18 protein-coding genes and 1 pseudogene are annotated in these 21,258 nt (G+C 59.0%); 5 read left to right on the top strand and 14 right to left on the bottom strand.

Annotated features, from left to right (window positions below):
• Nucleotides 1–66: 66 nt before the first annotated feature.
• Together ACJ69_RS14660 and ACJ69_RS14655 are read left to right on the top strand one after the other, a co-directional pair.
• Nucleotides 67–309, top strand: coding sequence for a type II toxin-antitoxin system RelB/DinJ family antitoxin (locus ACJ69_RS14660; RefSeq protein ID WP_008501400.1), 243 nt, complete (start codon nucleotides 67–69; stop codon nucleotides 307–309).
• Nucleotides 299–583, top strand: a complete 285-nt coding sequence (locus tag ACJ69_RS14655; RefSeq protein ID WP_054829936.1) for a type II toxin-antitoxin system RelE family toxin — start codon at nucleotides 299–301, stop codon at nucleotides 581–583. The genes ACJ69_RS14660 and ACJ69_RS14655 overlap by 11 nt, the downstream gene beginning before the upstream one ends.
• A gap of 3 nt (nucleotides 584–586) precedes the next feature.
• Here the strand turns inward: ACJ69_RS14655 and nrdG are convergent, their stop codons facing one another.
• From nrdG to treR, 5 genes are all read right to left on the bottom strand, one after another.
• Nucleotides 587–1,051, bottom strand: coding sequence for an anaerobic ribonucleoside-triphosphate reductase-activating protein (nrdG, locus tag ACJ69_RS14650; protein WP_048977027.1), 465 nt, complete (start codon nucleotides 1,049–1,051; stop codon nucleotides 587–589).
• A 97-nt stretch (nucleotides 1,052–1,148) separates the two neighbouring features.
• Nucleotides 1,149–3,287, bottom strand: coding sequence for an anaerobic ribonucleoside-triphosphate reductase (gene nrdD, locus ACJ69_RS14645; RefSeq protein ID WP_023310191.1), 2,139 nt, complete (start codon nucleotides 3,285–3,287; stop codon nucleotides 1,149–1,151).
• 375 nt (nucleotides 3,288–3,662) lie between these two features.
• Nucleotides 3,663–5,306 carry an alpha,alpha-phosphotrehalase gene (gene treC, locus ACJ69_RS14640; RefSeq protein ID WP_059347250.1) on the bottom strand — a complete coding sequence of 548 codons (1,644 nt, stop codon included), beginning with the start codon at nucleotides 5,304–5,306 and terminating at the stop codon, nucleotides 3,663–3,665.
• 51 nt (nucleotides 5,307–5,357) lie between these two features.
• The gene (gene treB, locus ACJ69_RS14635) at nucleotides 5,358–6,776 is read right to left on the bottom strand and encodes a PTS trehalose transporter subunit IIBC (RefSeq protein WP_054829935.1); all 1,419 of its coding nucleotides are present in this window, start codon (nucleotides 6,774–6,776) and stop codon (nucleotides 5,358–5,360) included.
• 129 nt (nucleotides 6,777–6,905) lie between these two features.
• Nucleotides 6,906–7,853 (bottom strand): trehalose operon repressor TreR, encoded by a 948-nt coding sequence (gene treR, locus ACJ69_RS14630; RefSeq protein WP_059347249.1) that lies wholly within the window; start codon nucleotides 7,851–7,853, stop codon nucleotides 6,906–6,908.
• A gap of 387 nt (nucleotides 7,854–8,240) precedes the next feature.
• On the opposite strand from treR, the gene mgtA reads away from it, so the two are divergent.
• Both mgtA and ACJ69_RS14620 read left to right on the top strand, forming a co-directional pair.
• Nucleotides 8,241–10,949 (top strand): magnesium-translocating P-type ATPase, encoded by a 2,709-nt coding sequence (gene mgtA / locus ACJ69_RS14625; RefSeq protein WP_059347248.1) that lies wholly within the window; start codon nucleotides 8,241–8,243, stop codon nucleotides 10,947–10,949.
• A 210-nt stretch (nucleotides 10,950–11,159) separates the two neighbouring features.
• Nucleotides 11,160–13,544, top strand: a complete 2,385-nt coding sequence (locus ACJ69_RS14620; protein ID WP_059347247.1) for a beta-N-acetylhexosaminidase — start codon at nucleotides 11,160–11,162, stop codon at nucleotides 13,542–13,544.
• Between the two features lie 51 nt (nucleotides 13,545–13,595).
• Here ACJ69_RS14620 and ridA read toward each other — a convergent pair whose 3' ends face one another.
• The 4 genes from ridA to ACJ69_RS24310 form a co-directional block, all read right to left on the bottom strand.
• A complete protein-coding gene (ridA, locus tag ACJ69_RS14615) occupies nucleotides 13,596–13,982 on the bottom strand; it encodes a 2-iminobutanoate/2-iminopropanoate deaminase (RefSeq protein WP_008501391.1) in 387 nt (128 codons plus the stop codon).
• Nucleotides 13,983–14,055: 73 nt separating this feature from the next.
• Nucleotides 14,056–14,517 carry an aspartate carbamoyltransferase regulatory subunit gene (gene pyrI / locus ACJ69_RS14610; protein WP_023310197.1) on the bottom strand — a complete coding sequence of 154 codons (462 nt, stop codon included), beginning with the start codon at nucleotides 14,515–14,517 and terminating at the stop codon, nucleotides 14,056–14,058.
• 12 nt (nucleotides 14,518–14,529) lie between these two features.
• Nucleotides 14,530–15,462 carry an aspartate carbamoyltransferase gene (gene pyrB / locus ACJ69_RS14605; protein ID WP_023310198.1) on the bottom strand — a complete coding sequence of 311 codons (933 nt, stop codon included), beginning with the start codon at nucleotides 15,460–15,462 and terminating at the stop codon, nucleotides 14,530–14,532.
• A 34-nt stretch (nucleotides 15,463–15,496) separates the two neighbouring features.
• Nucleotides 15,497–15,601, bottom strand: a complete 105-nt coding sequence (locus ACJ69_RS24310; RefSeq protein ID WP_022646880.1) for a pyrBI operon leader peptide — start codon at nucleotides 15,599–15,601, stop codon at nucleotides 15,497–15,499.
• On the opposite strand from ACJ69_RS24310, the pseudogene ACJ69_RS25325 reads away from it, so the two are divergent.
• Nucleotides 15,581–15,698, top strand: a pseudogene (locus ACJ69_RS25325) (hypothetical protein). The gene ACJ69_RS24310 and the pseudogene ACJ69_RS25325 overlap by 21 nt on opposite strands.
• A gap of 3 nt (nucleotides 15,699–15,701) precedes the next feature.
• On the opposite strand, the gene ACJ69_RS14600 reads toward ACJ69_RS25325, so the two are convergent.
• The 5 genes from ACJ69_RS14600 to arcA form a co-directional block, all read right to left on the bottom strand.
• Nucleotides 15,702–16,181 carry an arginine repressor gene (locus ACJ69_RS14600; RefSeq protein WP_029739272.1) on the bottom strand — a complete coding sequence of 160 codons (480 nt, stop codon included), beginning with the start codon at nucleotides 16,179–16,181 and terminating at the stop codon, nucleotides 15,702–15,704.
• An 80-nt stretch (nucleotides 16,182–16,261) separates the two neighbouring features.
• Nucleotides 16,262–17,665, bottom strand: coding sequence for a YfcC family protein (locus ACJ69_RS14595; RefSeq protein ID WP_029739273.1), 1,404 nt, complete (start codon nucleotides 17,663–17,665; stop codon nucleotides 16,262–16,264).
• Nucleotides 17,666–17,712: 47 nt separating this feature from the next.
• Nucleotides 17,713–18,717 carry an ornithine carbamoyltransferase gene (gene argF / locus ACJ69_RS14590; protein ID WP_059347246.1) on the bottom strand — a complete coding sequence of 335 codons (1,005 nt, stop codon included), beginning with the start codon at nucleotides 18,715–18,717 and terminating at the stop codon, nucleotides 17,713–17,715.
• A gap of 120 nt (nucleotides 18,718–18,837) precedes the next feature.
• Nucleotides 18,838–19,749 carry a carbamate kinase gene (arcC, locus tag ACJ69_RS14585; RefSeq protein WP_059347245.1) on the bottom strand — a complete coding sequence of 304 codons (912 nt, stop codon included), beginning with the start codon at nucleotides 19,747–19,749 and terminating at the stop codon, nucleotides 18,838–18,840.
• Nucleotides 19,750–19,759: 10 nt separating this feature from the next.
• Nucleotides 19,760–20,980 carry an arginine deiminase gene (gene arcA, locus ACJ69_RS14580; protein ID WP_059347244.1) on the bottom strand — a complete coding sequence of 407 codons (1,221 nt, stop codon included), beginning with the start codon at nucleotides 20,978–20,980 and terminating at the stop codon, nucleotides 19,760–19,762.
• Nucleotides 20,981–21,258 lie beyond the last annotated feature (278 nt).

The following is a 21,258-nucleotide window of genomic DNA, read 5'->3' as shown; positions in this document are numbered from 1 at the left end:
CAGAATTCGATGTAATGCGAATGTAATGCTAAACTGCATTACAAATTCGATTTTACCGGAGGCATAATGGCCACGCTGAACGTCCGTCTGGATGACAAACTCAAAAACGAGGCTTATGCCGTGCTGGAAAAACTCAATATCACCCCAACGGAAGCCGTGCGATTACTGTTTCAGTACGTCGCGGAGACGGGACGTATGCCGGTGAAAACGGTCACGATTAGCGACAGTGAAGATGCGCTGATACAGACGGTCCGGGAGCGACTGGCGAATCCGCAAAAGGGAATTAAGGTTAGTCTGGATGACTTATGAACTGGCATTTGATCCGAGGGCGTTAAAGGAGTGGAGCAAGCTGGGGGAGACTGTAAAAGACCAGTTTAAGAAGAAACTTGCGGAGGTGTTGGTGAATCCCAGGGTCGAATCGGCCCGCCTGCATGGTCTACCGGATTGCTACAAAATAAAACTCAGATCGCAGGGTTATCGTTTGGTCTATCAGGTTCAGGACAACGTTGTAACGGTATTTGTTATCGCTATCGGTAAGAGAGAGAAATCAGCCGTTTATCATGATGCAAACAAACGGCTTTAGCTATCACCGCAGATGATGCACTACCTGGTTACTGCTGCCGCGCCAAATCAGAGCCGGATCTTTTAAATCCTGCACAAACTTGCCGTCGACCAGGACGTTAATCAGATCCACTACTTCTCTTTGCTGCGCATTGAGTTCGTCCAGTTTATATCCCGTCCAGACCCAAATATCTTTGCCTGCACATTCGCGGCGAATGCGCTTCACCAGCTTCAGGATATCCGGCACGTTTTGCGGGTGCAGGGGGTCGCCGCCGGAGAGCGAAATCCCCTGGCGTTTGATGCGCGTATCGTTCAGGTCGTTGACGATCCGGTCTTCCATTTCGGCGGTGAACGGCATGCCGGAATTTAAGCGCCAGGTGCTTTTGTTATAGCAGCCGGGGCATTCGTGGACGCAGCCTGAAACGAACAGGGTGCAGCGGGTGCCGGGGCCGTTGACGATGTCGACGGGGTAGTATTGATGGTATCGCATAGAAAATGTCCAGAGAATGTGTGCGCGCTGATGCCCTCACCCCGACCCTCTCCCACAGGGAGAGGGGTAGGGTGAGGGGGAGAACCCTGCGCAGAACTTACCCGATCTGCCCATTCCCCAAATGCTTCACGCGACGCTTCACCTCTTCCTGCTTCCCTGCGTTAAACGGACGCGCGTCCGGGCTGCCGAGATAGCCGCACACGCGACGGGTCACGGAGACGCGGGCCGCATCGTGGTTGCCGCATTTCGGGCAGGTGAAGCCTTTGCTCGTACACTCGAACTCGCCGGTAAAGCCGCACTCGTAGCACTCGTCGATTGGCGTGTTGGTTCCGTAATACGGCACGTGCTGATAGCTGTAATCCCACACGTCTTCCAGCGCCTTCAGGTTGTGCTGAATGTTCGGATACTCTCCGTAGCAGATGAAGCCGCCGCTGGCGATCGGCGGATACGCCGCTTCGAAGTCGATCTTGTCGTACGGGTTCACCTTTTTCTCCACGTCGAGGTGGAAGCTGTTGGTGTAATACCCTTTGTCGGTCACGCCTTCCACAATCCCGAACTCGGCGGTGTCCAGACGGCAGAAGCGGTCGCACAGGTTCTCGCTCGGCGTGCTGTAGAGGCTAAACCCGTAGCCGGTTTCCTCTTTCCACTGGTCAACCGCGTCGCGCAGGCGCTGAACAATCGCGATGCCTTTCTCACGCAGGGCCTCGCTGTCGTACATATGCGTATCGCCCGCCAGGGCGTTGATGGTCTCGTGAATGCCGATATAGCCCAGCGAAATGGACGCGCGACCGTTTTTGAAGATCTCAGACACGTCATCGTCCGCCTTCAGGCGCACGCCGCAGGCCCCTTCCATATAAAGGATCGGCGCCACGCGGGCTTTCACCCCTTCAAGGCGCGCAATGCGGGTCATCAGCGCCTTACGCGCCAGCTGCAGGCGCTCGTCCAGCAGCGTCCAGAATTCAGCTTCATTCCCTTTCGCCTCCAGCGCGATGCGCGGCAGGTTCAGGCTGATAACGCCCAGGTTGTTGCGCCCGTCGTGGATCTGCTCGCCGTTTTCATCTTCGTACACGCCGAGGAAGCTGCGGCAGCCCATTGGCGTTTTAAACGAACCGGTCACTTTCACCACCTGATCGTAGTTCAGGATGTCCGGGTACATGCGCTTGCTCGCGCACTCCAGCGCCAGCTGTTTGATGTCGTAGTTCGGATCGCCAAACTTGTGGTTCAGGCCGTCGCGGATAGCGAATACCAGTTTCGGGAACACCGCCGTTTTGCGGTTCTTGCCGAGGCCGGAAATGCGGTTGCGCAGGATGGACTGCTGGATCAGGCGCGATTCCCAGCTGGTGCCCAGACCAAAACCGAAGGTCACAAACGGCGTCTGGCCGTTGGCGGTGTGCAGCGTGTTTACCTCATACTCCAGCGACTGGAAGGCGTCGTAGCACTCTTTCTCGGTGCGGGAGTGCGCGTAGCCGTCAGCGTCCGGGATCTGCCACTCTTCGGCCGTTTTACGATGCTTGTTGAAGCTTGCCGTCACGAACGGGGCCAGCACTTCATCAATGCGGTTAATCGTGGTGCCGCCATAAATATGGCTGGCGACCTGAGCGATAATCTGCGCGGTGACGGCGGTGGCCGTGGAGATCGACTTAGGCGGTTCAATCTCGGCGTTACCCATTTTAAAACCGTGGGTCAGCATGCCTTTCAGGTCGATCAGCATGCAGTTGAACATCGGGAAGAACGGCGAATAGTCGAGGTCGTGGTAGTGGATCTCGCCGCGCTCGTGCGCGGACACTACGTCGCGCGGCAGCAGATGCTGACGGGCATAGTGTTTGGCGACGATACCGGCCAGCAGGTCGCGCTGGGTCGGGATCACTTTGCTGTCTTTATTGGCGTTTTCATTGAGCAGGGCGGAGTTGGTCTGCTCCACCAGGCCACGGATTTCCTGGTTCAGACGACCGCGCTTCTCACGCTGCACGTCACGATCGTGACGGTACTCAATGTAGGCGCGCGCCAGCTGTTTGTAAGGCCCCGCCATCAGCTGGTTCTCAACCGCGGTCTGGATCTCGTTGATATCAACCTGGCTGCGTTCGTTCATCTGGCTGCTAACGACTTCTGCGACGGTGGCGCAGTAATCTGCGTCATCGACTCCCGCTGCTTTAGCTGCACGCAGAATGGCTTCCTGGATGCGCTCTGATTTAAACGGCACTTTACAGCCATCACGTTTCATCACATGCGGTGTCATGATCACTCCATTTTTTGAAAACAGGTTATCCACAGAGGTGGAGAAGTATTCACCGGGCGTATTCCCCGCCGGGCCAAAGACTTCCCGCGTTCCCAGCTCGTGTTATCCACAATTCCGGCCAGCGTAAGCGCCGTCTTGTTGTTGGAATAGTAGACGATAAATACAAGATGTTGGGTCGGCGTGCATTTTAAGTGCTACATATAGTGATTTGCATCAAACATGTTTGCGATTTATTTGATGCAGAACAAAGTAAAAAGACGAGAGTACAAACGACGGGCGCTTCAGCGATTGTAAAGGCGCGCGAGAAAAATCTGATTAATTATTCAACAAAAACAGTAAAATAAGCCGGGTGCTAGGCGGCACCCGGCGGGAATGTTACTGCTGCAGCCACCAGACCGCTTCAAACGGACGCAGCGACGTCGTTTGCGGTGACGGGTAGTTACTCATCAGCACCTGCGACTTATCGCTGAGAGCGTCTGTCTGCCATTCCTGAGGCGTAGGACTCAGGTTTGCCGCCACTATCAGCGTCTGTCCCTGCCACTGGCGGCGATAGCACCAAAGAGAAGGATGCTCCGGCAGGAGATCCTCATAATCTCCCCACGTCAGCACCGGCAGGGTTTTGCGCAGGTTAATCAGCGACCGGTAGGTGTAGAACACCGAATCCGGGTCGTCCAGCGCCGCACGGGCGTTCACGGTTTCGTAGTTATCGCAGACGCCAATCCACGGCTCGCCCTCGGTAAAGCCCGCATTGTGCGACGCGTCCCACTGCATTGGGGTTCGTCCGTTATCACGGGACTTACTCGCCAGAATCGCCAGCAGTTCATCCGGCTCGCGGCCGTTGGCGCGCAGTTCGGCGAACATGTTCAGGCTCTCCACGTCGCGATAGTCGGTAATGCGGCTGAAGTGCGGGTTGGTCATCCCCAGCTCTTCGCCCTGGTAGATATAGGGCGTGCCCTGCATGCCGTGCAGCACCATGCCGAGCATCTTCGCGGCCTGTACGCGGTATTCCCCTTCGTCACCAAAGCGCGACACGATGCGCGGCTGATCGTGGTTACACCAGAACAGCGCGTTCCAGGCCCTGTTGTGCATCCCCTGCTGCCAGTGGCGGAAGAGGGTTTTTAGCGCCACGAAGTCCGGCTTCGCCTTCGTCCACTTTTCGCCGCCGGGATAGTCTACCTTCAGGTGGTGGAAGTTAAAGGTCATCGACAGCTCGCGTCCGTCGAGCGAGGCGTACTGCTGGCAGTTCTCCAGCGAGGTCGAGGACATCTCGCCCACCGTCATCAGGTTGCGTGGGGTGAAGACGTCGCGGCTCATCTCCTGCAGATATTCGTGAACGCGCGGCCCATCGGTGTAGAAGCGGCGACCGTCTCCGATGTTGTCGTCCGGGAAATCCTGGTCTTTTGAAATCAGGTTAATCACGTCGAGACGCAGGCCGTCCACGCCGCGATCGGCCCAGAACTCACACACCTTTTTCAGCTCGGCGCGCACTTCAGGGGTTTCCCAGTTGAGGTCCGCCTGCTCCGGGGCGAACAGGTGCAGGTAATACTGCTCGCTCTCGGCGTGCCAGCGCCAGGCGTTGCCGCCAAACTTGGATCGCCAGTTGTTGGGAAGCTGCTCCGGCGTGCCGTCGCGCCAGATGTAGAACTGGCGGTACGGACTCTCTTTGTTCAGCGATTCGCGGAACCAGGCGTGCTGCGTGGAGGTGTGGTTAAACACCATATCCAGCACGATGCGAATGCCGCGCTCGTGCGCCCGGGCAACCAGCTCGTCGAAATCATCCAGCGTGCCGTAGGCCGGATCGATGGCGGTGTAATTCGCCACGTCGTAGCCGTTATCCACCTGCGGGGAGATATAAAATGGCGTCAGCCAGATGGCGTCGATGCCGAGGGTTTTCAGGTAGTCCAGACGCTGCGTCACGCCGCGCAGATCGCCGGTGCCGCTGCCGGTGGTGTCCTGGAAGCTCTTTGGGTAAATCTGATAGATGACGCCGTTCTGCCACCAGTGAGGAAGGGTATTCATAGTGCGTTCCTGCAAATGCGAAGGGGCGCAACTGCGCCCCGAAAGAGAGAGTTAAACAATCTGCAGCGAGCCCTGACGGAACTTACGCTGGTAAACCACGGTGGTGAGCGCCATTGGGACGATGATCGCGATGGCCATCGCCAGGGCAAACACCTGCCAGTAAGCGGGCTGGATGGAGAGAATGCCCGGCAGGCCGCCGACGCCAATCCCGTTCGCCATCACGCCGTTCAGACCGCACACCAGGCCCGCCAGACCGGAACCGATCATCGCGCAGAGCATCGGGAAGCGGTATTTCAGGTTGATACCGTACATCGCCGGTTCGGTGACGCCGAGGTAAGCAGAGATGGCCGCCGGAACGGAGATCTCACGCTCGTTATGCTTGCGGCTGACGATGATGATGCCGGTCACCGCAGAGGCCTGCGCAATGTTAGACAGGGCGATAATCGGCCAGACCGGCGTGCCGCCGAGGCTCTGGATCATCTGCATGTCGATAGCCAGCGTGGTCTGGTGCACGCCGGTGATCACCAGCGGGGCGTACAGGAAGCCAAACAGCGCGGCACCGATTGGCGCGAAGCTGCCGGTCATCAGGTGACGCACCGCGAAGGCCACGCCGTCGCCGATCATGCGGCCAAACGGACCGATAAAGGCGTGCGCCAGGAACACGGCAATAATCAGCGAGCAGACCGGCACCACCACCAGATAGAGGTAATCCGGCACGATGCGCTTCAGGCGCGTTTCAATAAAGCCGAGTGCCAGACCGGCCAGAAGTGCAGGGATAACCTGCGCCTGATAGCCCACTTTGGCGATGGTAAACAGGCCGAAGTTCCACACTTCCGGCACCTGTTGCCCAAGTAAGTAAGCGTTCATTAACTGTGGAGAGACCAGCGTGACGCCCAGCACGATACCGAGAATCGGCGTGCCGCCCATTTTGCGCACCGCGGACCAGCAAATCCCGACCGGCAGATAGAAGAATATCGCCTCGCCAATCAGCCACAGAAAATCGTAAACGGTTTTCAGCGCCGGATACATCTGCGCCAGGGTTTTGCCGTCGCTCATCGGCACATCGCCGATGACGTTACGGAAGCCTAAGATTAAGCCCCCGCTGATCAGCGCGGGCAGCAGCGGGAAGAAAATTTCCGCGAAGTGGGAAATCAGCTGCTCGTGCCACTTCATATTCTGGCGCGCGGCCTTCTTCGCCTGTTCTTTATCGGCAGAAGAGTGCCCGGTTGTCGCCAGCAGAGCCTGATAGTAATCGCCCACTTCGGTACCAATAACGACCTGGAACTGCCCGGCGTTGGTGAAGCAGCCTTTGACCATGGAAAGTTCTTCAATGGCCTTCGGGTTGGCTTTTGCCGGATCGTTCAGCACGAAGCGCAGGCGGGTAATGCAATGGCTGACGGTAGCGATGTTTTCGCGTCCGCCGACCAGGACGATCAACCGATCGATATCTGCTTGTTTGACTTTACTCATCATGAAACCTCATGACAGATGGTGAGGGGGTGTAATGACCTGAGCGCAAGCCTACTCCTTCAGCGTGACGGCGAAAATGGGAACGTTCCCGAAATCGGGCGAAGATCACAATAATCTGTTTTAGAGGGGTTACGAAAGGTGAGCGGGAATGACGATCTGACGCGGCTCTGAACGCCCGTTTATCTGCTCGATCAGCTGCGCGGCGGCCTGTCTGCCGGACTCGGCGTAGCCCGGATCGACGGTAAGGATCTCCGGGTGCAGGAACTTCATCAGCGGCGTGCTGCCGACGCTCGCCACCTGCAGATTATCGATGCGCTGTTCCTGCAGATATTTGCTGGCACCCAGCGCCAGGGTATCCGTGGCGCACACCAGCGCCGTGGTCTGCGGCGTCAGAACGCTGGCGACCTGCTCGTAGCCCTGCTTCATGCCCAGCCCCGGGAGAGAGGCCACGGCGGAGAGATTGTGCTTTTTGCAAAAGGCCAGATAGGCCTCATGACGGCGCTTGCCGGTGGTGACGTCCGCGTGCGGGACGCCGAGGAAGCTGATGTGGCGATGGCCTTCGTCAAACAGGCGCTGCATCAGGGTGATAATCGCGCCCTCGTCGTCATAGCAGACGGAGGCAAACCCGTGGGCATCGCGCGCCAGCAGCACCAGCGAAGGCTGCCAGGGTTTTAGCATCTCGTCCTTAATGCCGGTAAAACCGAACAGCACCACGCCATCAATGTTGCGCCGCTGAAGCATACCCAGATGTTCTTCAACCAGCTGCACAGAGAACTGGCTCTCCATCATGATCGGATCATACCCCTGCTCGTAGAAGGCGGGCAGCATGGTCTGCACGGCGAGATTTTCAGACAGAGAGTCCAGACGCGAGACAATGATGGCGACGACTTTGTCACTCTGCCCGCGCATGGCGCGCGCGGAGCGGGAAGGGGAAAAACCGTGCTGATTCATGACCGCCTCAACGCGCTCGCGGGTGCGTTCGCTGACGCCGCTTTCGTTGTTCAGCACGCGTGAGACGGTCGATTTCCCCACGCCGCTTAAACGCGCGATGTCTTTAATCGTAAGGCGGTTCTGCATGCTGTATTCCCTGTAACAACGACGATGTAGTGAATTGAGCCTAATGCTATAGCGCGATTTCGCTATGGGCAAAGTCTGGTTTACGTTCGGTTTATTTGCAGGGGGGTATAATACCGCCCGAATCGTCATAAAGGGTATGCCTAAATCCCTGTACTGCGCGGCGACACCCTACTTTTTACTTACCGGAGGCTTCATGGATCCCGATCCCACACCTCTCCTGAACGGGAGAATGCGTTCTTTCCGGTAAGCCAGCTTTTGCTGTCTCACCGGCGTGAGGCAGCAACGTCTTAAACGTTCCTGCTTGAAAAATTGAGTGCCTCTCAGGTACGGCTTTGCCACGCCTGAAGGAATTGCTGCGTCCGCATTCGCGGATGCGGAGGAATGACTATGTTTAAAAATATCACCCGGCAGCTGCAGGCCCTGCTGAGCCGCCACCTGCCACACCGTCTTGTTCAGCGCGACCCGCTGCCAAACGCCAAAAACATGGTGGGCACCGCGATCCCCGCGTCCCTGACCGAACGCTGCCTGAACGTGGCGGCGATGGATGAAAACGAAGTTTGGCGCGCGTTCGGCGGACACCCGGAAGGGCTAAACGCGGCCGAAGTGGAAAAAATCCGCGCCGTGCACGGCGATAACCAGATCCCGGCGCAAAAGCCGTCTCCGTGGTGGGTGCACCTGTGGCTCTGCTACCGCAACCCGTTCAACCTGCTGCTGACCGTGCTCGGCCTTATCTCTTACGCGACGGAAGATCTGTTTGCCGCAGGCGTGATTGCCCTGATGGTGGGTATCTCCACGCTGCTGAACTTTATTCAGGAGGCCCGCTCCACCAAAGCGGCGGACGCCCTGAAGGCGATGGTCAGCAATACCGCGACCGTCTCGCGCGTGATTAACGATCTCGGCGAAAACGCCTGGGTGGAACTGCCTATCGACCAGCTGGTGCCGGGCGATCTGGTGAAGCTGGCGGCGGGGGACATGATCCCGGCGGATTTACGCATCATCCAGGCGCGCGATCTGTTCGTGGCGCAGGCCTCCCTGACCGGGGAATCCCTGCCCGTTGAAAAGGTGGCGCGCAGCCGCGACCCGCAGCAGATGAACCCGCTCGAGTGCGACACCCTGTGCTTCATGGGCACCACGGTGGTCAGCGGCACCGCGCAGGCGATTGTCACCGCCACCGGGGGCAACACCTGGTTTGGTCAGCTTGCCGGGCGCGTCAGCGAGCAGGAGAGCGAGCCGAACGCCTTCCAGAAAGGGATTGGCCGCGTCAGCATGCTGCTGATCCGCTTTATGATGGTGATGACGCCGATCGTGCTGCTGATCAACGGCTACACCAAAGGCGACTGGTGGGAAGCGGCCCTGTTCGCGCTCTCCGTGGCCGTTGGCTTAACGCCTGAAATGCTGCCGATGATCGTCACCTCCACGCTGGCGCGCGGGGCGGTGAAGCTCTCTAAGCAGAAAGTGATCGTTAAACACCTCGACGCCATCCAGAACTTTGGCGCGATGGACATTCTCTGCACCGATAAAACCGGCACCCTGACGCAGGACAAAATCGTGCTGGAGAACCACACCGATATCTCCGGCAAAACCAGCGAGCGCGTCCTACACAGCGCGTGGCTGAACAGCCATTACCAGACCGGGCTGAAAAACCTGCTCGACGTCGCGGTGCTGGAAGGGGTGGATGAAGAATCCGCCCGCACGCTCTCCGGCCGCTGGCAGAAGGTGGATGAGATCCCGTTCGACTTCGAGCGCCGCCGCATGTCGGTGGTGGTGAGCGAGCAGACGGACGTGCACCAGTTGATCTGCAAAGGGGCGCTGCAGGAGATCCTCAACGTGTCGACGCAGGTTCGCTATAACGGCGACATCGTGCCGCTGGACGACACCATGCTGCGCCGCATCAGGCGCGTCACCGACAACCTGAACCGTCAGGGGCTGCGCGTGGTGGCGGTCGCGAGCAAGTTCCTGCCCGCGCGCGAGGGTGACTATCAGCGTATCGACGAATCCGATCTGATCCTCGAGGGCTATATCGCCTTCCTCGATCCGCCGAAAGAGACCACCGCGCCGGCGCTGAAGGCGCTGAAGGCGAGCGGCATTACCGTCAAAATTCTCACCGGCGACAGCGAGCTGGTGGCGGCCAAAGTGTGCCATGAAGTGGGGCTGGACGCGGGCGACGTGGTGGTGGGGAGCGATATTGAGCACCTGTCCGACGATGAGCTGGCGAAGCTTGCCCAGCGTACCACGCTGTTTGCCCGCCTGACGCCGATGCACAAAGAGCGCATCGTCACCCTGCTCAAGCGCGAAGGGCACGTGGTGGGCTTTATGGGCGACGGCATCAACGACGCGCCCGCGCTGCGTGCGGCGGACATCGGTATATCCGTCGATGGCGCGGTGGATATTGCCCGCGAAGCGGCGGATATCATTCTGCTGGAAAAGAGTCTGATGGTGCTGGAGGAGGGCGTGATCGAAGGACGCCGCACCTTTGCCAACATGCTCAAGTACATCAAAATGACCGCCAGCTCCAACTTCGGTAACGTTTTCAGCGTGCTGGTGGCGAGCGCGTTTCTGCCGTTCCTGCCGATGCTGCCGCTGCACTTGCTGATCCAGAACCTGATGTACGACGTGTCTCAGGTAGCGATCCCGTTTGATAACGTGGACGACGAGCAGATCCAGAAGCCGCAGCACTGGAACCCGGCGGATCTCGGGCGCTTTATGCTGTTCTTTGGGCCGATCAGCTCCATCTTCGATATCCTGACCTTCTGCCTGATGTGGTTTGTGTTCCACGCCAACACCCCGGAACACCAGACGCTGTTCCAGTCCGGCTGGTTCGTGGTGGGTCTGCTGTCGCAGACGCTGATTGTGCATATGATCCGCACCCGCCGCATTCCGTTCATCCAGAGCCGCGCCGCGTGGCCGCTGATTGTGATGACGGGGATTGTGATGGCGCTCGGTATCGCGCTGCCGTTCTCCCCGCTGGCGAGCTACCTGCAGCTGCAGGCGCTGCCGCTGAGCTACTTCCCGTGGCTGGTGGCGATCCTCGCGGGCTATATGGTGCTGACGCAGATGGTGAAAGGATTCTATGCGCGTCGGTATGGATGGCAGTAATTTTTTACCCTCACCCTAACCCTTTCCCTGGAAGGGAGAGGGGACCGCTCGGTGCCGCCTTTCACCCTCGCCCCTTTGGGGAGAGGGGACTGGCTTTCCTCCCAAATTCAACAACCTGTGATCTCCGTCGGCGCATTCGCTTGACGACAAATTGAGCGCATGTTAACAGAATGTTTTGCCTTTATTTGGCCCGTCAGATAAGGAACATTCATGTTACGGTACAGTCTCTTAACCGCCGGGCTGATGCTCGGCGCCTCAGCCTTTGCCGCCCCGGCAGGCGATCTCCCCTTAATGCCCTGGCCTGCCAAGGTTGAACGCCCGACGACACAGGGCGCGCTGGTGCTTAATGATAAAATCTCTGTCAGCGTCAGCGGCGACGATCTAGGCGACGCCGTCAACCGCCTGCGCCAGCGCATGGCCCTGCAAACCGGCTGGACGCTGCAGCCGCAGGCCGACAAGCCTGAAAAGCCGACCATCCGCATCGCGGTTGCCAAAAAGGTAAAACCGCAGCCGCTGCCGGACAGCGATGAAAGCTACAGGCTCACGGTGGATGCCAACGGCGTCGATATCTCCGCCAACACCCGCTTCGGCGCGCTGCGCGCCATGGAAACCCTGCTCCAGCTGATGCAGAACGGGGCGGAAAACACCTCGCTGCCGTGGGTCACCATTGAAGATTCGCCGCGCTTCCCGTGGCGCGGGCTGCTGCTCGACTCGGCGCGCCACTTTATTCCGCTGCCGGATATCAAGCGCCAGATCGACGGCATGGCCGCGGCGAAGCTCAACGTCCTGCACTGGCACTTAACCGACGATCAGGGCTGGCGCTTCAGCTCAAAGCGCTACCCTAAGCTGACGCAGCTTGCCAGCGACGGGCTGTTCTACACGCCTGAACAAATGCGCGAAGTGGTGCGTTACGCCGCCGAGCGCGGTATCCGCGTGGTGCCGGAGATCGACATGCCGGGCCACGCCTCGGCGATTGCCGTGGCCTATCCGGAGCTGATGAGCGCCCCGGGGCCGTACGCCATGGAGCGCCACTGGGGCGTGCTGAAGCCGGTATTAGATCCCACAAAAGAGGCAACCTACGCCTTTGCTGACGCGATGGTCAGTGAACTGGCGGCGATCTTCCCCGATCCGTATCTGCATATCGGCGGTGACGAGGTCGACGACAGCCAGTGGAAAGCGAATGCCGCAATCCAGAATTTCATGCGCGACAACAGGCTGGCGGACAGCCACGCGCTGCAGGCGTATTTCAACCGCAAGCTGGAAACGATCCTCGAGAAACACCACCGGCAGATGGTCGGCTGGGACGAGATCTATCATCCCGACCTGCCGAAAAGCATTCTGATCCAGTCCTGGCAGGGCCAGGACGCGCTGGGGCAGGTGGCGCAGAACGGCTACAAGGGCATTCTCTCCACCGGTTTCTATCTCGACCAGCCCCAGTCCACCGCCTATCACTACCGCAACGAAATTGTCCCGCAGGGGCTGAACGGCGTGGATGTGATTGCAGACACGGACAGCGTCCAGAGCTGGGCCTTTTCCATGCCGCGCCTGAAGGGCAAGCCGGTGGAGGGGAGCTTCACGCTGGTGAAAGGGGACGCAGGCTGGCGCGGGTTTATTGATTTTGCCGGGAAATCCCGCCGCGCGGTGCAGGGTATTGAATGGCGTGACGACAGCCAGGTGACCTTCACCGTCGATACGTGGATGGGCGAGACGCGCCCGGTGGTCTCCGTTGATAACGACAAGCTCACCGGCTATTTCCTGGTGGGGAATACGCGTTACCCAATCAGCGGCGCGCGTCTGGACGCGGTGCCGAAAGGCATTCCGCCCGTCGTGCCGGACGTGGCGAATCAGGCCAACCTGCTCGGCGGTGAAGCCGCGCTGTGGGCGGAGAACGTGGTGGCGCCGGTGCTGGATATCCGCCTGTGGCCGCGCACCTTCGCGGTGGCGGAGCGCCTTTGGTCCGCGCAGGACGTCAACGATGTCGACAACATGTACACCCGCCTGCAGGCGATGGATAGCTGGTCGACGGTGTCGGTTGGGCTGCAGCAGCATACCCAGCAGCAGGTGCAGTTCACGCGCCTCGCCGGGAATGCCGACACGCTGCCGCTGCAGATCCTCGCGCAGGCGGTAGAGCCCGCGCAGTATTACACCCGTCAGCACCTGAAGTTCCAGGCGGGAAATTATCATCAGTTTGAGCCGCTCAACCGCTTCGCGGACGCGCTAAACGCCGAAAGCGCCACCGTGCGCCAGATGAACAAATGGGCGGACCGCCTGGTGAGCGATGCTGAAGTCACGGAAAGCGCCGACGCGCTGCGCCACGTCTTTAACCGCTGGCAGAGCAACACCAGCGACGCGCTGGCGCTAAGCGAAAACAGCTATCAGCTGAAGGCGATGAAGCCGGTGATCCAGGAGGTGGATAAGCTGGCCTCCATTGGCCTGCGGCTGACGGATCTGGTCGCGCGCCAGGGCACGCTGGATGATAAAGAGATAGCGTCGATTCAGAGCGAGCTGGATAACGCGGCGAAGGTCCAGGACGAGGTGGTGATTGCGGCGGTGTATCCGCTGGAAACGCTGCTCAGGGCGACGCGGAATCAGTAGCAAGCAACAAAAAAGGCAGCCTGGGCTGCCTTTTTTTATCGCCAAAGCGAATTAGCGACGTACCGCAATCGCTTCGATTTCAATTTTCACGTCTTTTGGCAGACGGGCCACTTCCACGCAGGAGCGCGCCGGGAAGGTGGCGTTGTGCTCGGTGAAGAACGCTTCGTAAGTGGCGTTAACGGTCGCGAAATCGTTCAGATCTTTCACGAAAACGGTGGTTTTGACGATGTCGCCCACTTTCAGACCGGCAGATTCAACGATAGCCTGCACGTTTTCCAGCGACTGGCGCGCCTGTGCCGCGACGTCTTCCGGCACCGCGCCGGTTTTTGGGTTCACCGGGATCTGCCCGGAAGTGATGATCATGCTACCCAGATCAACGCCCTGAACGTAAGGGCCGATAGCCGCTGGTGCATTTTCCGTCGCGAGTACTTTGCTCATGTTTTCTCCAGAATTACAGCGTTAAGAATGTTCCCGGCCATTATAACAGCCGGGATTTCATTACCAACCTCAATTAGTTGGCCAGCACCACATAATGAGAAAACTCTTTTTCGCAGTATTTGCATTTGAGCGCGATGTCATCGGCGCGTTTTTTCACTGCAAAGCTGGAAGAAACCGGCTCAGCGTGACTGATGCAGTTGCTGTTCGGGCAGACCAGCACGCTTTCGATACGATCCGGCAGGCTCGGGCGGGATTTGCCGACCACTTCATACTCGTCGATGCGGTTGACGGTGGCGTCCGGCGCGTACAGCGACAGCTGGTTGACCTGCTCGTCGGTCAGGAAGGTGTTCTCGATTTTAATCAGGTCTTTGCGGCCCATCTCGCCCGACGGCAGGTTCAGGCCGATGGTGATGCGCTGGTCGGTTTCGGTCAGTTTGAACAGCGTCAGCAGCTTAAAGCCCACCTGCGCAGGGATGTGGTCAATCACGGTGCCACGCTTGATGGCTTCAACCTGGAGTTTGTTATCGTGTGTCATGGTCGTTTCCCCTTACAGTGCCAATTCGCGATTCAGAACCAGTGCCAGTAACGCCTGGCGGGCGAAGATGCCGTTTCCGGCCTGCTGGAAGTACCAGGCGTGCGGCGTCTTATCCACGTCTGTGGTGATCTCATCGATGCGCGGCAGCGGATGCAGCACCTTCATGTTGTCGCGTGCGCCCTCAAGGTCGCTGGCGCGCAGCACGAACTGCGCCTTCACGTTGGCGTATTCGGACGGGTCCAGACGCTCTTTCTGCACGCGGGTCATGTAGAGAATATCCACGTGGCTCATCACCTCTTCGATGCTGGCGTGCAGGCTCCACTGAATGCCTTTCTCATCCAGCATGTCGAGAATGTACTGCGGCATTGCCAGCGCGTCAGGCGCGATGAAGAAGAAGCGGTTGCCGTTAAATTTCGCCAGCGCCTGGGTCAGGGAGTGGACGGTGCGGCCATATTTCAGGTCGCCGACCATGGCGATATTCAGGTTCTCGAGCTTGCCCTGCGTCTCCTGAATGGTGAACAGATCCAGCAGGGTCTGCGTCGGGTGCTGGTTGGCACCGTCACCGGCGTTCAGCACCGGAATGCCGCCGGAAAACTCGGTCGCCAGACGCGCCGCGCCCTCCTGCGGGTGACGCATCACAATCGCGTCGACGTAGGTGCTAATCACTGAAATGGTATCCGCCAGGGTTTCGCCTTTTTTACCCAGCGACGTGTTGCTGCTGTCCGAGAAGCCCACCACGCTCGCGCCCAGGCGGTGCATGGAGGTTTCAAAGGAGAGGCGGGTGCGGGTCGAGGCTTCGAAGAAGCAGCTCGCAATCACCTTGTGCTTCAGCAGCTCCGGTTGCGGATTGGCCTTCAGTTTTGCCGCGGTTTCCAGAACCAGTTCCAGCTCTTCGCGGCTGAGGTCGTTTATGGAAATGATGTGTTTTTGATAAAGCGGATTCATGTTTATCTCCTGACGCCGGGCAAAAAAAAGCCCCTCAAATGAGGGGCTCTGGGAATAGGTTTAGCAACGGGAAGAAAAACGGCAGGCCAGCGTCTGATTTCAGACGCGGTAAGACGTTATGTCGTACACGCTTGACCATGCTTCCTCCCGGCAAATTGTCGGGCATTATACGCAGCTCGCTTTTCTGATCAAGCGATTTAATGCACGCTTTACTCAATGCAAACGGTTCTTTGTGAATATTAATGCGTTCTGAGTAAATAATTAATTTGCTTATGCACCAGTGCGGTGCGCTTCACGACCCGGGGAGCGACCCAGACGATACTGCTGCCGGCTACCACGCCTAAAATTTCCGGTAGCTGGTGATAATCCAGAATACGCGCCACCGCGCGGCCATATCCGGCGACGGTATGAACAAGGATAAACTCGCTATTGTGCTCGACGCTGACCACCATTTCGGACACGGTACGCGCGGCGTCGGGGGCAGGGCGCAGCTGGGGATTCAGCGAATAAATCTTTAGCCCTTTGGCATTTCGAATTTTTATGACACCGAGCAATTTAAGCAGACGTGAAACGGTGGACTGGCTGATGGTCTCAAAACCACGCTCCTGCAAATCCCGGCGGATCTCCTCCTGAGAGAGATAGCTCTTTTCTGCGATCAGGCGCTGGCAGACCGTCAGCTGTAGTTGCTCTTTGGGAGAGTACTCTTCGTAATCCATCATAGTTCCCATATCAGTTCCTGAAATAACCGGTGGCACCGCACCGATCCGTAGGCCGGATAAGCGCAGCGCCATCCGGCAAATCACAACAAGGCACCCAGACTTAACGCCACCATAATCACCACCGTTAAAATGCCCAGCAGCGGCGCCACCCATTTCAGATAACGCACGTAGGGCACGCGGGCGATAGCCAGCCCGCCCATCACGACGGCAGAAGTGGGCGTGACGAGGTTAACGATGCCGGAGGCCGACTGGTAAGCCGTCACCACCAGGTCGCGGTTGACGTTAGCGAAATCGGCAAGCGGCGCCATGATCGGCATCGTCAGAACGGCCAGGCCGGATGAAGAAGGCACAAGAAACGACAGCACGACCTCCAGCCAGTACATCACGTTGATAAACGCTACCGTGGACAACCCGCTGACCAGCCCTTCCGCGCTGTGCAAAATGGTGTGGGTAATCATGCCCTTATCCATGATGACTACGATACCGCGCGCGATGCCGATAATCAGCGCGACGCCCAGCAAATCTCGCGCGCCGTTGATAAACGTCGACGTCAGCTCCTCTTCGCTCATGCGGGCAATCAGGCCGACGATAATCGCGCTGGCGAGAAACACCGCCGAGATCTCCGCCATCCACCAGCCCAGCACCGCCACGCCGTAGATCATCACCGCGAAGGCGAGGGCGAAAATCACCAGGATGATTTTGCGCACCGGGGTGAATTCCAGCGACTGTTCGCCCTTGTCGCCGAGGAAGTGGGCGCGGTTCTCTTCCTGTTTGTCTGCGACGATCGACAGCGACGGATCCTGGCGCACCTTACGGGCGTAACGCATCACCCACGCCACGCAGATGATCCAGCCGATGACCAGCAGCGCCACGCGCAGGGCAATGCCGTTAGTAAAGGGGATCCCGGCAGCGTTGGCGGCGATCACCGTGGCGAACGGGTTAATGGTGGAGCCGAGCGTGCCGATCCCCGCCCCGAGCAGCACGGTAGAGGCGGCGACAACCGGATCGAACCGGGCGGCCAGCATCACCGGCACCAGCAGGGTGTAGAACGGCAGCGACTCTTCGGCCATGCCGTAAATCGTGCCGCCCGCGGCAAACAGCGCCATCAGGATCGGGATCATCCACTCCTCGCGCCCGCGCAGCCGGGTGGTGACGCGCTCGATCCCTGCGTCAATCGCCCCAGTTTTGGTGACGATCCCGAGAAAACCGCCGATGATCAGGATAAACAGCGCGACGTCGATCGCCCCGGCCTGGCCGGAGACCGGATCGTACAGCCCGGCGATGGGCGCCATCAGGACGGAAACCAGCCCCTGCGGATGTGCCGCCACGTGCGCGTACGTTCCGGCAATCGGGACTTCTTTACCGAGGGTTTCGTTCATCGCCATCTGGTACTGACCGGCGGGGACAACCCAGCTCAGCGCCGCCACAACGGCAATCAGGAAAAAGAGAATGGTGTAAGCGGAAGGAAACTTAAACTTGCCCATGATGTTCTCCTTAAACCCGGCGCACCCCGCGGCGCGCCGGGCGGTGATTAGTCGCCGAGTGTCGCCACCATGACCGCTTTAATGGTGTGCATGCGGTTCTCTGCTTCGTCGAAGACGATGGAGTTCGGTGATTCGAAGACCTCTTCCGTCACCTCCAGCCCCTTCAGGCCGTACGCCATCTCGATCTCGCGGCCCACTTTGGTGTGCTCGTTGTGGAACGCCGGCAGGCAGTGCATGAACTTGACGTTAGGGTTGCCGGTGGCTTTCATCACGTCCGCGTTGATTTGATACGGCTTCATCAGGCTGACGCGCTCGGCCCAGGCTTCCTTCGGCTCGCCCATGGAGACCCACACGTCGGTGTAGAGGAAATCGGTCCCCCGCACGCCTTCTTCCACGTCGTCGGTGAGGGTGATGCGCGCGCCCGTCTCTTTGGCTATGGCGCGGCACTGCTCAACCAGCCCGGCTTCCGGCCAGAAGGATTTCGGCGCGACGAGGCGGATATCCATCCCCATCTTGGCCGCCCCGACCATCAGCGAGTTGCCCATGTTGTTACGCGCGTCGCCGAGATAGGCGAAGCTCAGCTCCGGCAGGGTTTTGCCCGGCGCGTGCTCCAGCATGGTCATCAGGTCGGCGAGGATCTGCGTTGGGTGGAACTCGTCGGTCAGGCCGTTCCACACCGGCACGCCCGCGTACTCGCCCAGCTCTTCGACGATGACCTGGCCGTAGCCGCGGTATTCGATACCGTCATACATGCGGCCCAGCACGCGGGCGGTGTCCTTCATCGACTCTTTATGGCCGATCTGCGAGCCGCTTGGGCCGAGGTAGGTCACCTGCGCGCCCTGGTCGAACGCGCCCACTTCGAAGGCGCAGCGGGTGCGGGTGGAGGTTTTTTCAAAGATCAGGGCGATGTTTTTCCCGACCAGGGTTTGCTTTTCACGTCCGGCTTTTTTGGCGGCCTTCAGCTCGATGGCGAGGTCGATCAGGTACTGGATCTCCGCCGGAGTATAGTCCAGCAGTTTCAGGAAGTTGCGGTTTTTCAGATTGATGGTCATGTGGGAAATCCTTTTAAAAATTTAGCTGTCTGATGCCCTCACTCCGGCCCTCTCCCACGGGGAGAGGGGGATTACATTCCCTCTCCCTCCGGGAGAGGGTTAGGGTGAGGGGAAAACGACTCAGTTACGAATCAACGTGCCTTTCTCGCCCGCCAGGATCTCCGCGCCGTCGGCCAGCGCGCCGATCCCGGCCATGCCGTTGCAGGCTTCAACAAACTCGCGGCAGGCGGCCACTTTCGGGCCCATCGATCCGGCATCGAACTGCATGCCTCTGAGCAGCTCCGGCGTCACCTGTGCCAGCGGGCGCTGGGTCGGCTTGCCCCAGTCGAGGTACACCGCGTCGGCATCGGTCAGGATCAGCAGGGCGTCGGCCTCGATCTGGCGCGCCAGCAGGGCGGCGGAGAGGTCTTTGTCGATCACCGCCTCAATGCCGCGATAGCCGTTGGCGTTCTCCACTACCGGTACGCCGCCGCCGCCGTTGCAGATCACCAGGTGATCGCGCTGGATCAGCGCCGTGATGGCGTCGCTCTCGACGATGCGTTTCGGCTGCGGCGACGGCACCACGCGGCGGACGTAGCTCCCGTCGGCCCTGAACACCCAGCCTTTTTCCGCGGCGAGCGCTTTCGCCTGGGCTTCGCTGTACACCGGGCCGATGTATTTGGTCGGGTTGCTGAAGGCCGGGTCAGCAGCGTCCACTTCCACCTGCGTGAGCAGGACGCTCACCTCGCGCTGCGGCAGATTGTTTTTCAGCGCCTGCTGGAGCATGTAGCCGATCATTCCCTGGCTTTCGGCGCCGAGAACGTCCAGCGGGTAGGGCGTGACTTTGTCGTAGGCGCTGTTCTGCAGCGCCAGCAGCCCGACCTGCGGCCCGTTGCCGTGCACCAGCACCACGCGCCACTGTTCCGTCAGCCCGGCGATGGTGCGGGCGGCCTGCTCGATGTTCTGGCGCTGGATTTCGGCTTCCAGCGGCTCGCCGCGCTTGAGCAGCGCGTTGCCGCCCAGGGCCACAACCAGAGTGGGTTTTCGTTCCATGATGGCTCCTTTAAATTCCGTCGCGTTCAAGCGGGCAGCTCATGCAGCGCGCGCCGCCGCGGCCGCGTCCGAGTTCGTCGCCAGGGATGGGCAGCACGGTGATGCCCGCTTTGTCGTACTTCTCGTTGGTCCAGACGTTGCGCTCGTAGCCGATCACTACGCCCGGGCGGATGGTCAGCACGTTGTTGGCGTCGTTCCACTGCTCGCGTTCCGCTTCAAAAGCGTCGCCGCCGGTGGTGATCAGGCGCACCTGGTTAATGCCGAGCGCTTTCTCGATGGCGTGGAGCAGGTCGGTTTCCTGGGTGCGCAGCAGGCCGCCGCGTCCGTCCGGGGTGAGCGTCCAGCACTGGGCGTCCTTGCGCACCACTTCCGGGTAGACGGAGAAGGTGTCCACGTCGATGTGGGTCATGACGGTGTCGAGGTGCATGCAGGAGCGGTGTTTTGGCAGCTCAACGGCGATCACGCGCTCGGCCTGGCGGTGTTTGAACAGGCTGTTGTCGAGGAACTCCACGCCCTGCGGCGTCGTGCGCTCGGACATGCCGATCAATACCGCCCCGCGGCCAATCACCAGTACGTCGCCGCCTTCTAACGTGGCGTGGTCGTAATTAATATTCTCGTCGCCGAAATACTTAATAAAATCGCCGTCGGCAAACGCCGGGTGCCAGCGATATATTGCCCGCAGGTTATTGGTTTCACGCTGACGGGCCGGTTTCGCCATGGGGTTAATAGAGACGCCGTTATAAATCCAGCACGAGGTGTCGCGGGTAAATAAATGGTTCGGCAGCGGCTTCATAATAAAATCATTCGCCGTGTGGGTATCCACCACCATATTTTTAATCGCCGCCGGAATTTCGCCGTAGGTTAATCCGCCGCTCAGTCTGCGCGCCAGTTCCCGGTGCGGCATATCCGCCAGCCAGCCGCGCACGTCGCCGGCAAAGGTTGGGCCGAGGCGATAGTCGGAGATTTGGGTATCCAGCAGCCAGGCTTTCGCCTCTGCAATATCAAGGGTTTGTGTCAGAAGGTCGGTCAACAGCAGGACTTCCACACCCTGCTCGCGCAGCGTGTTGGCGAAGATGTCATGCTCCTCACCCGCCCGCTCAACCGAGAGCACGTCATCGAAAAGCAGCTCCTGACAGTTTGATGGCGTTAAACGTTTCAGACTTAAATTTGGGCGGTGCAGCATAACGCTACGCAATTGACCAATTTCAGAACCGACGTAATGCTTTTCCATAATTATTCCTTTAACTGTTTTTCAGAATAAAAAGGGCATGCGCCATGTGATGTGTTTAATTGCATGGCGGCTAAGCTCAATTGATTTCGTGATTCATACTAGGCAGTTAAATAATCGGTATTGTGATATTGCTCACGCGAAACCGGATATTTAGCGGTTTGTTTTCATTTGCATGATTCGCATCAGATAATGATTAATTTCATATTATTAAGGGGTGAATAGCTAAGCAGGATCCGGTGGCATTATTTGATGTTGTTATTATTTTGTAGATTTTAATC

It is taken from the genome of Enterobacter asburiae (genome assembly GCF_001521715.1).
Taxonomy (GTDB): domain Bacteria; phylum Pseudomonadota; class Gammaproteobacteria; order Enterobacterales; family Enterobacteriaceae; genus Enterobacter; species Enterobacter asburiae.
This window is presented reverse-complemented; position numbering and strand designations above follow the sequence as displayed.

Coding starts and splice junctions, on each gene's coding strand:
- ACJ69_RS14660 (WP_008501400.1), top strand. CDS start 67: ATGGCCACGCTGAACGTCCGTCTGGATGACAAACTCAAAAACGAGGCT.
- ACJ69_RS14655 (WP_054829936.1), top strand. CDS start 299: ATGACTTATGAACTGGCATTTGATCCGAGGGCGTTAAAGGAGTGGAGC.
- nrdG (WP_048977027.1), bottom strand. CDS start 1,051: ATGCGATACCATCAATACTACCCCGTCGACATCGTCAACGGCCCCGGC.
- nrdD (WP_023310191.1), bottom strand. CDS start 3,287: ATGACACCGCATGTGATGAAACGTGATGGCTGTAAAGTGCCGTTTAAA.
- treC (WP_059347250.1), bottom strand. CDS start 5,306: ATGAATACCCTTCCTCACTGGTGGCAGAACGGCGTCATCTATCAGATT.
- treB (WP_054829935.1), bottom strand. CDS start 6,776: ATGAGTAAAGTCAAACAAGCAGATATCGATCGGTTGATCGTCCTGGTC.
- treR (WP_059347249.1), bottom strand. CDS start 7,853: ATGCAGAACCGCCTTACGATTAAAGACATCGCGCGTTTAAGCGGCGTG.
- mgtA (WP_059347248.1), top strand. CDS start 8,241: ATGTTTAAAAATATCACCCGGCAGCTGCAGGCCCTGCTGAGCCGCCAC.
- ACJ69_RS14620 (WP_059347247.1), top strand. CDS start 11,160: ATGTTACGGTACAGTCTCTTAACCGCCGGGCTGATGCTCGGCGCCTCA.
- ridA (WP_008501391.1), bottom strand. CDS start 13,982: ATGAGCAAAGTACTCGCGACGGAAAATGCACCAGCGGCTATCGGCCCT.
- pyrI (WP_023310197.1), bottom strand. CDS start 14,517: ATGACACACGATAACAAACTCCAGGTTGAAGCCATCAAGCGTGGCACC.
- pyrB (WP_023310198.1), bottom strand. CDS start 15,462: ATGAATCCGCTTTATCAAAAACACATCATTTCCATAAACGACCTCAGC.
- ACJ69_RS24310 (WP_022646880.1), bottom strand. CDS start 15,601: ATGGTCAAGCGTGTACGACATAACGTCTTACCGCGTCTGAAATCAGAC.
- ACJ69_RS14600 (WP_029739272.1), bottom strand. CDS start 16,181: ATGATGGATTACGAAGAGTACTCTCCCAAAGAGCAACTACAGCTGACG.
- ACJ69_RS14595 (WP_029739273.1), bottom strand. CDS start 17,665: ATGGGCAAGTTTAAGTTTCCTTCCGCTTACACCATTCTCTTTTTCCTG.
- argF (WP_059347246.1), bottom strand. CDS start 18,717: ATGACCATCAATCTGAAAAACCGCAACTTCCTGAAACTGCTGGACTAT.
- arcC (WP_059347245.1), bottom strand. CDS start 19,749: ATGGAACGAAAACCCACTCTGGTTGTGGCCCTGGGCGGCAACGCGCTG.
- arcA (WP_059347244.1), bottom strand. CDS start 20,980: ATGGAAAAGCATTACGTCGGTTCTGAAATTGGTCAATTGCGTAGCGTT.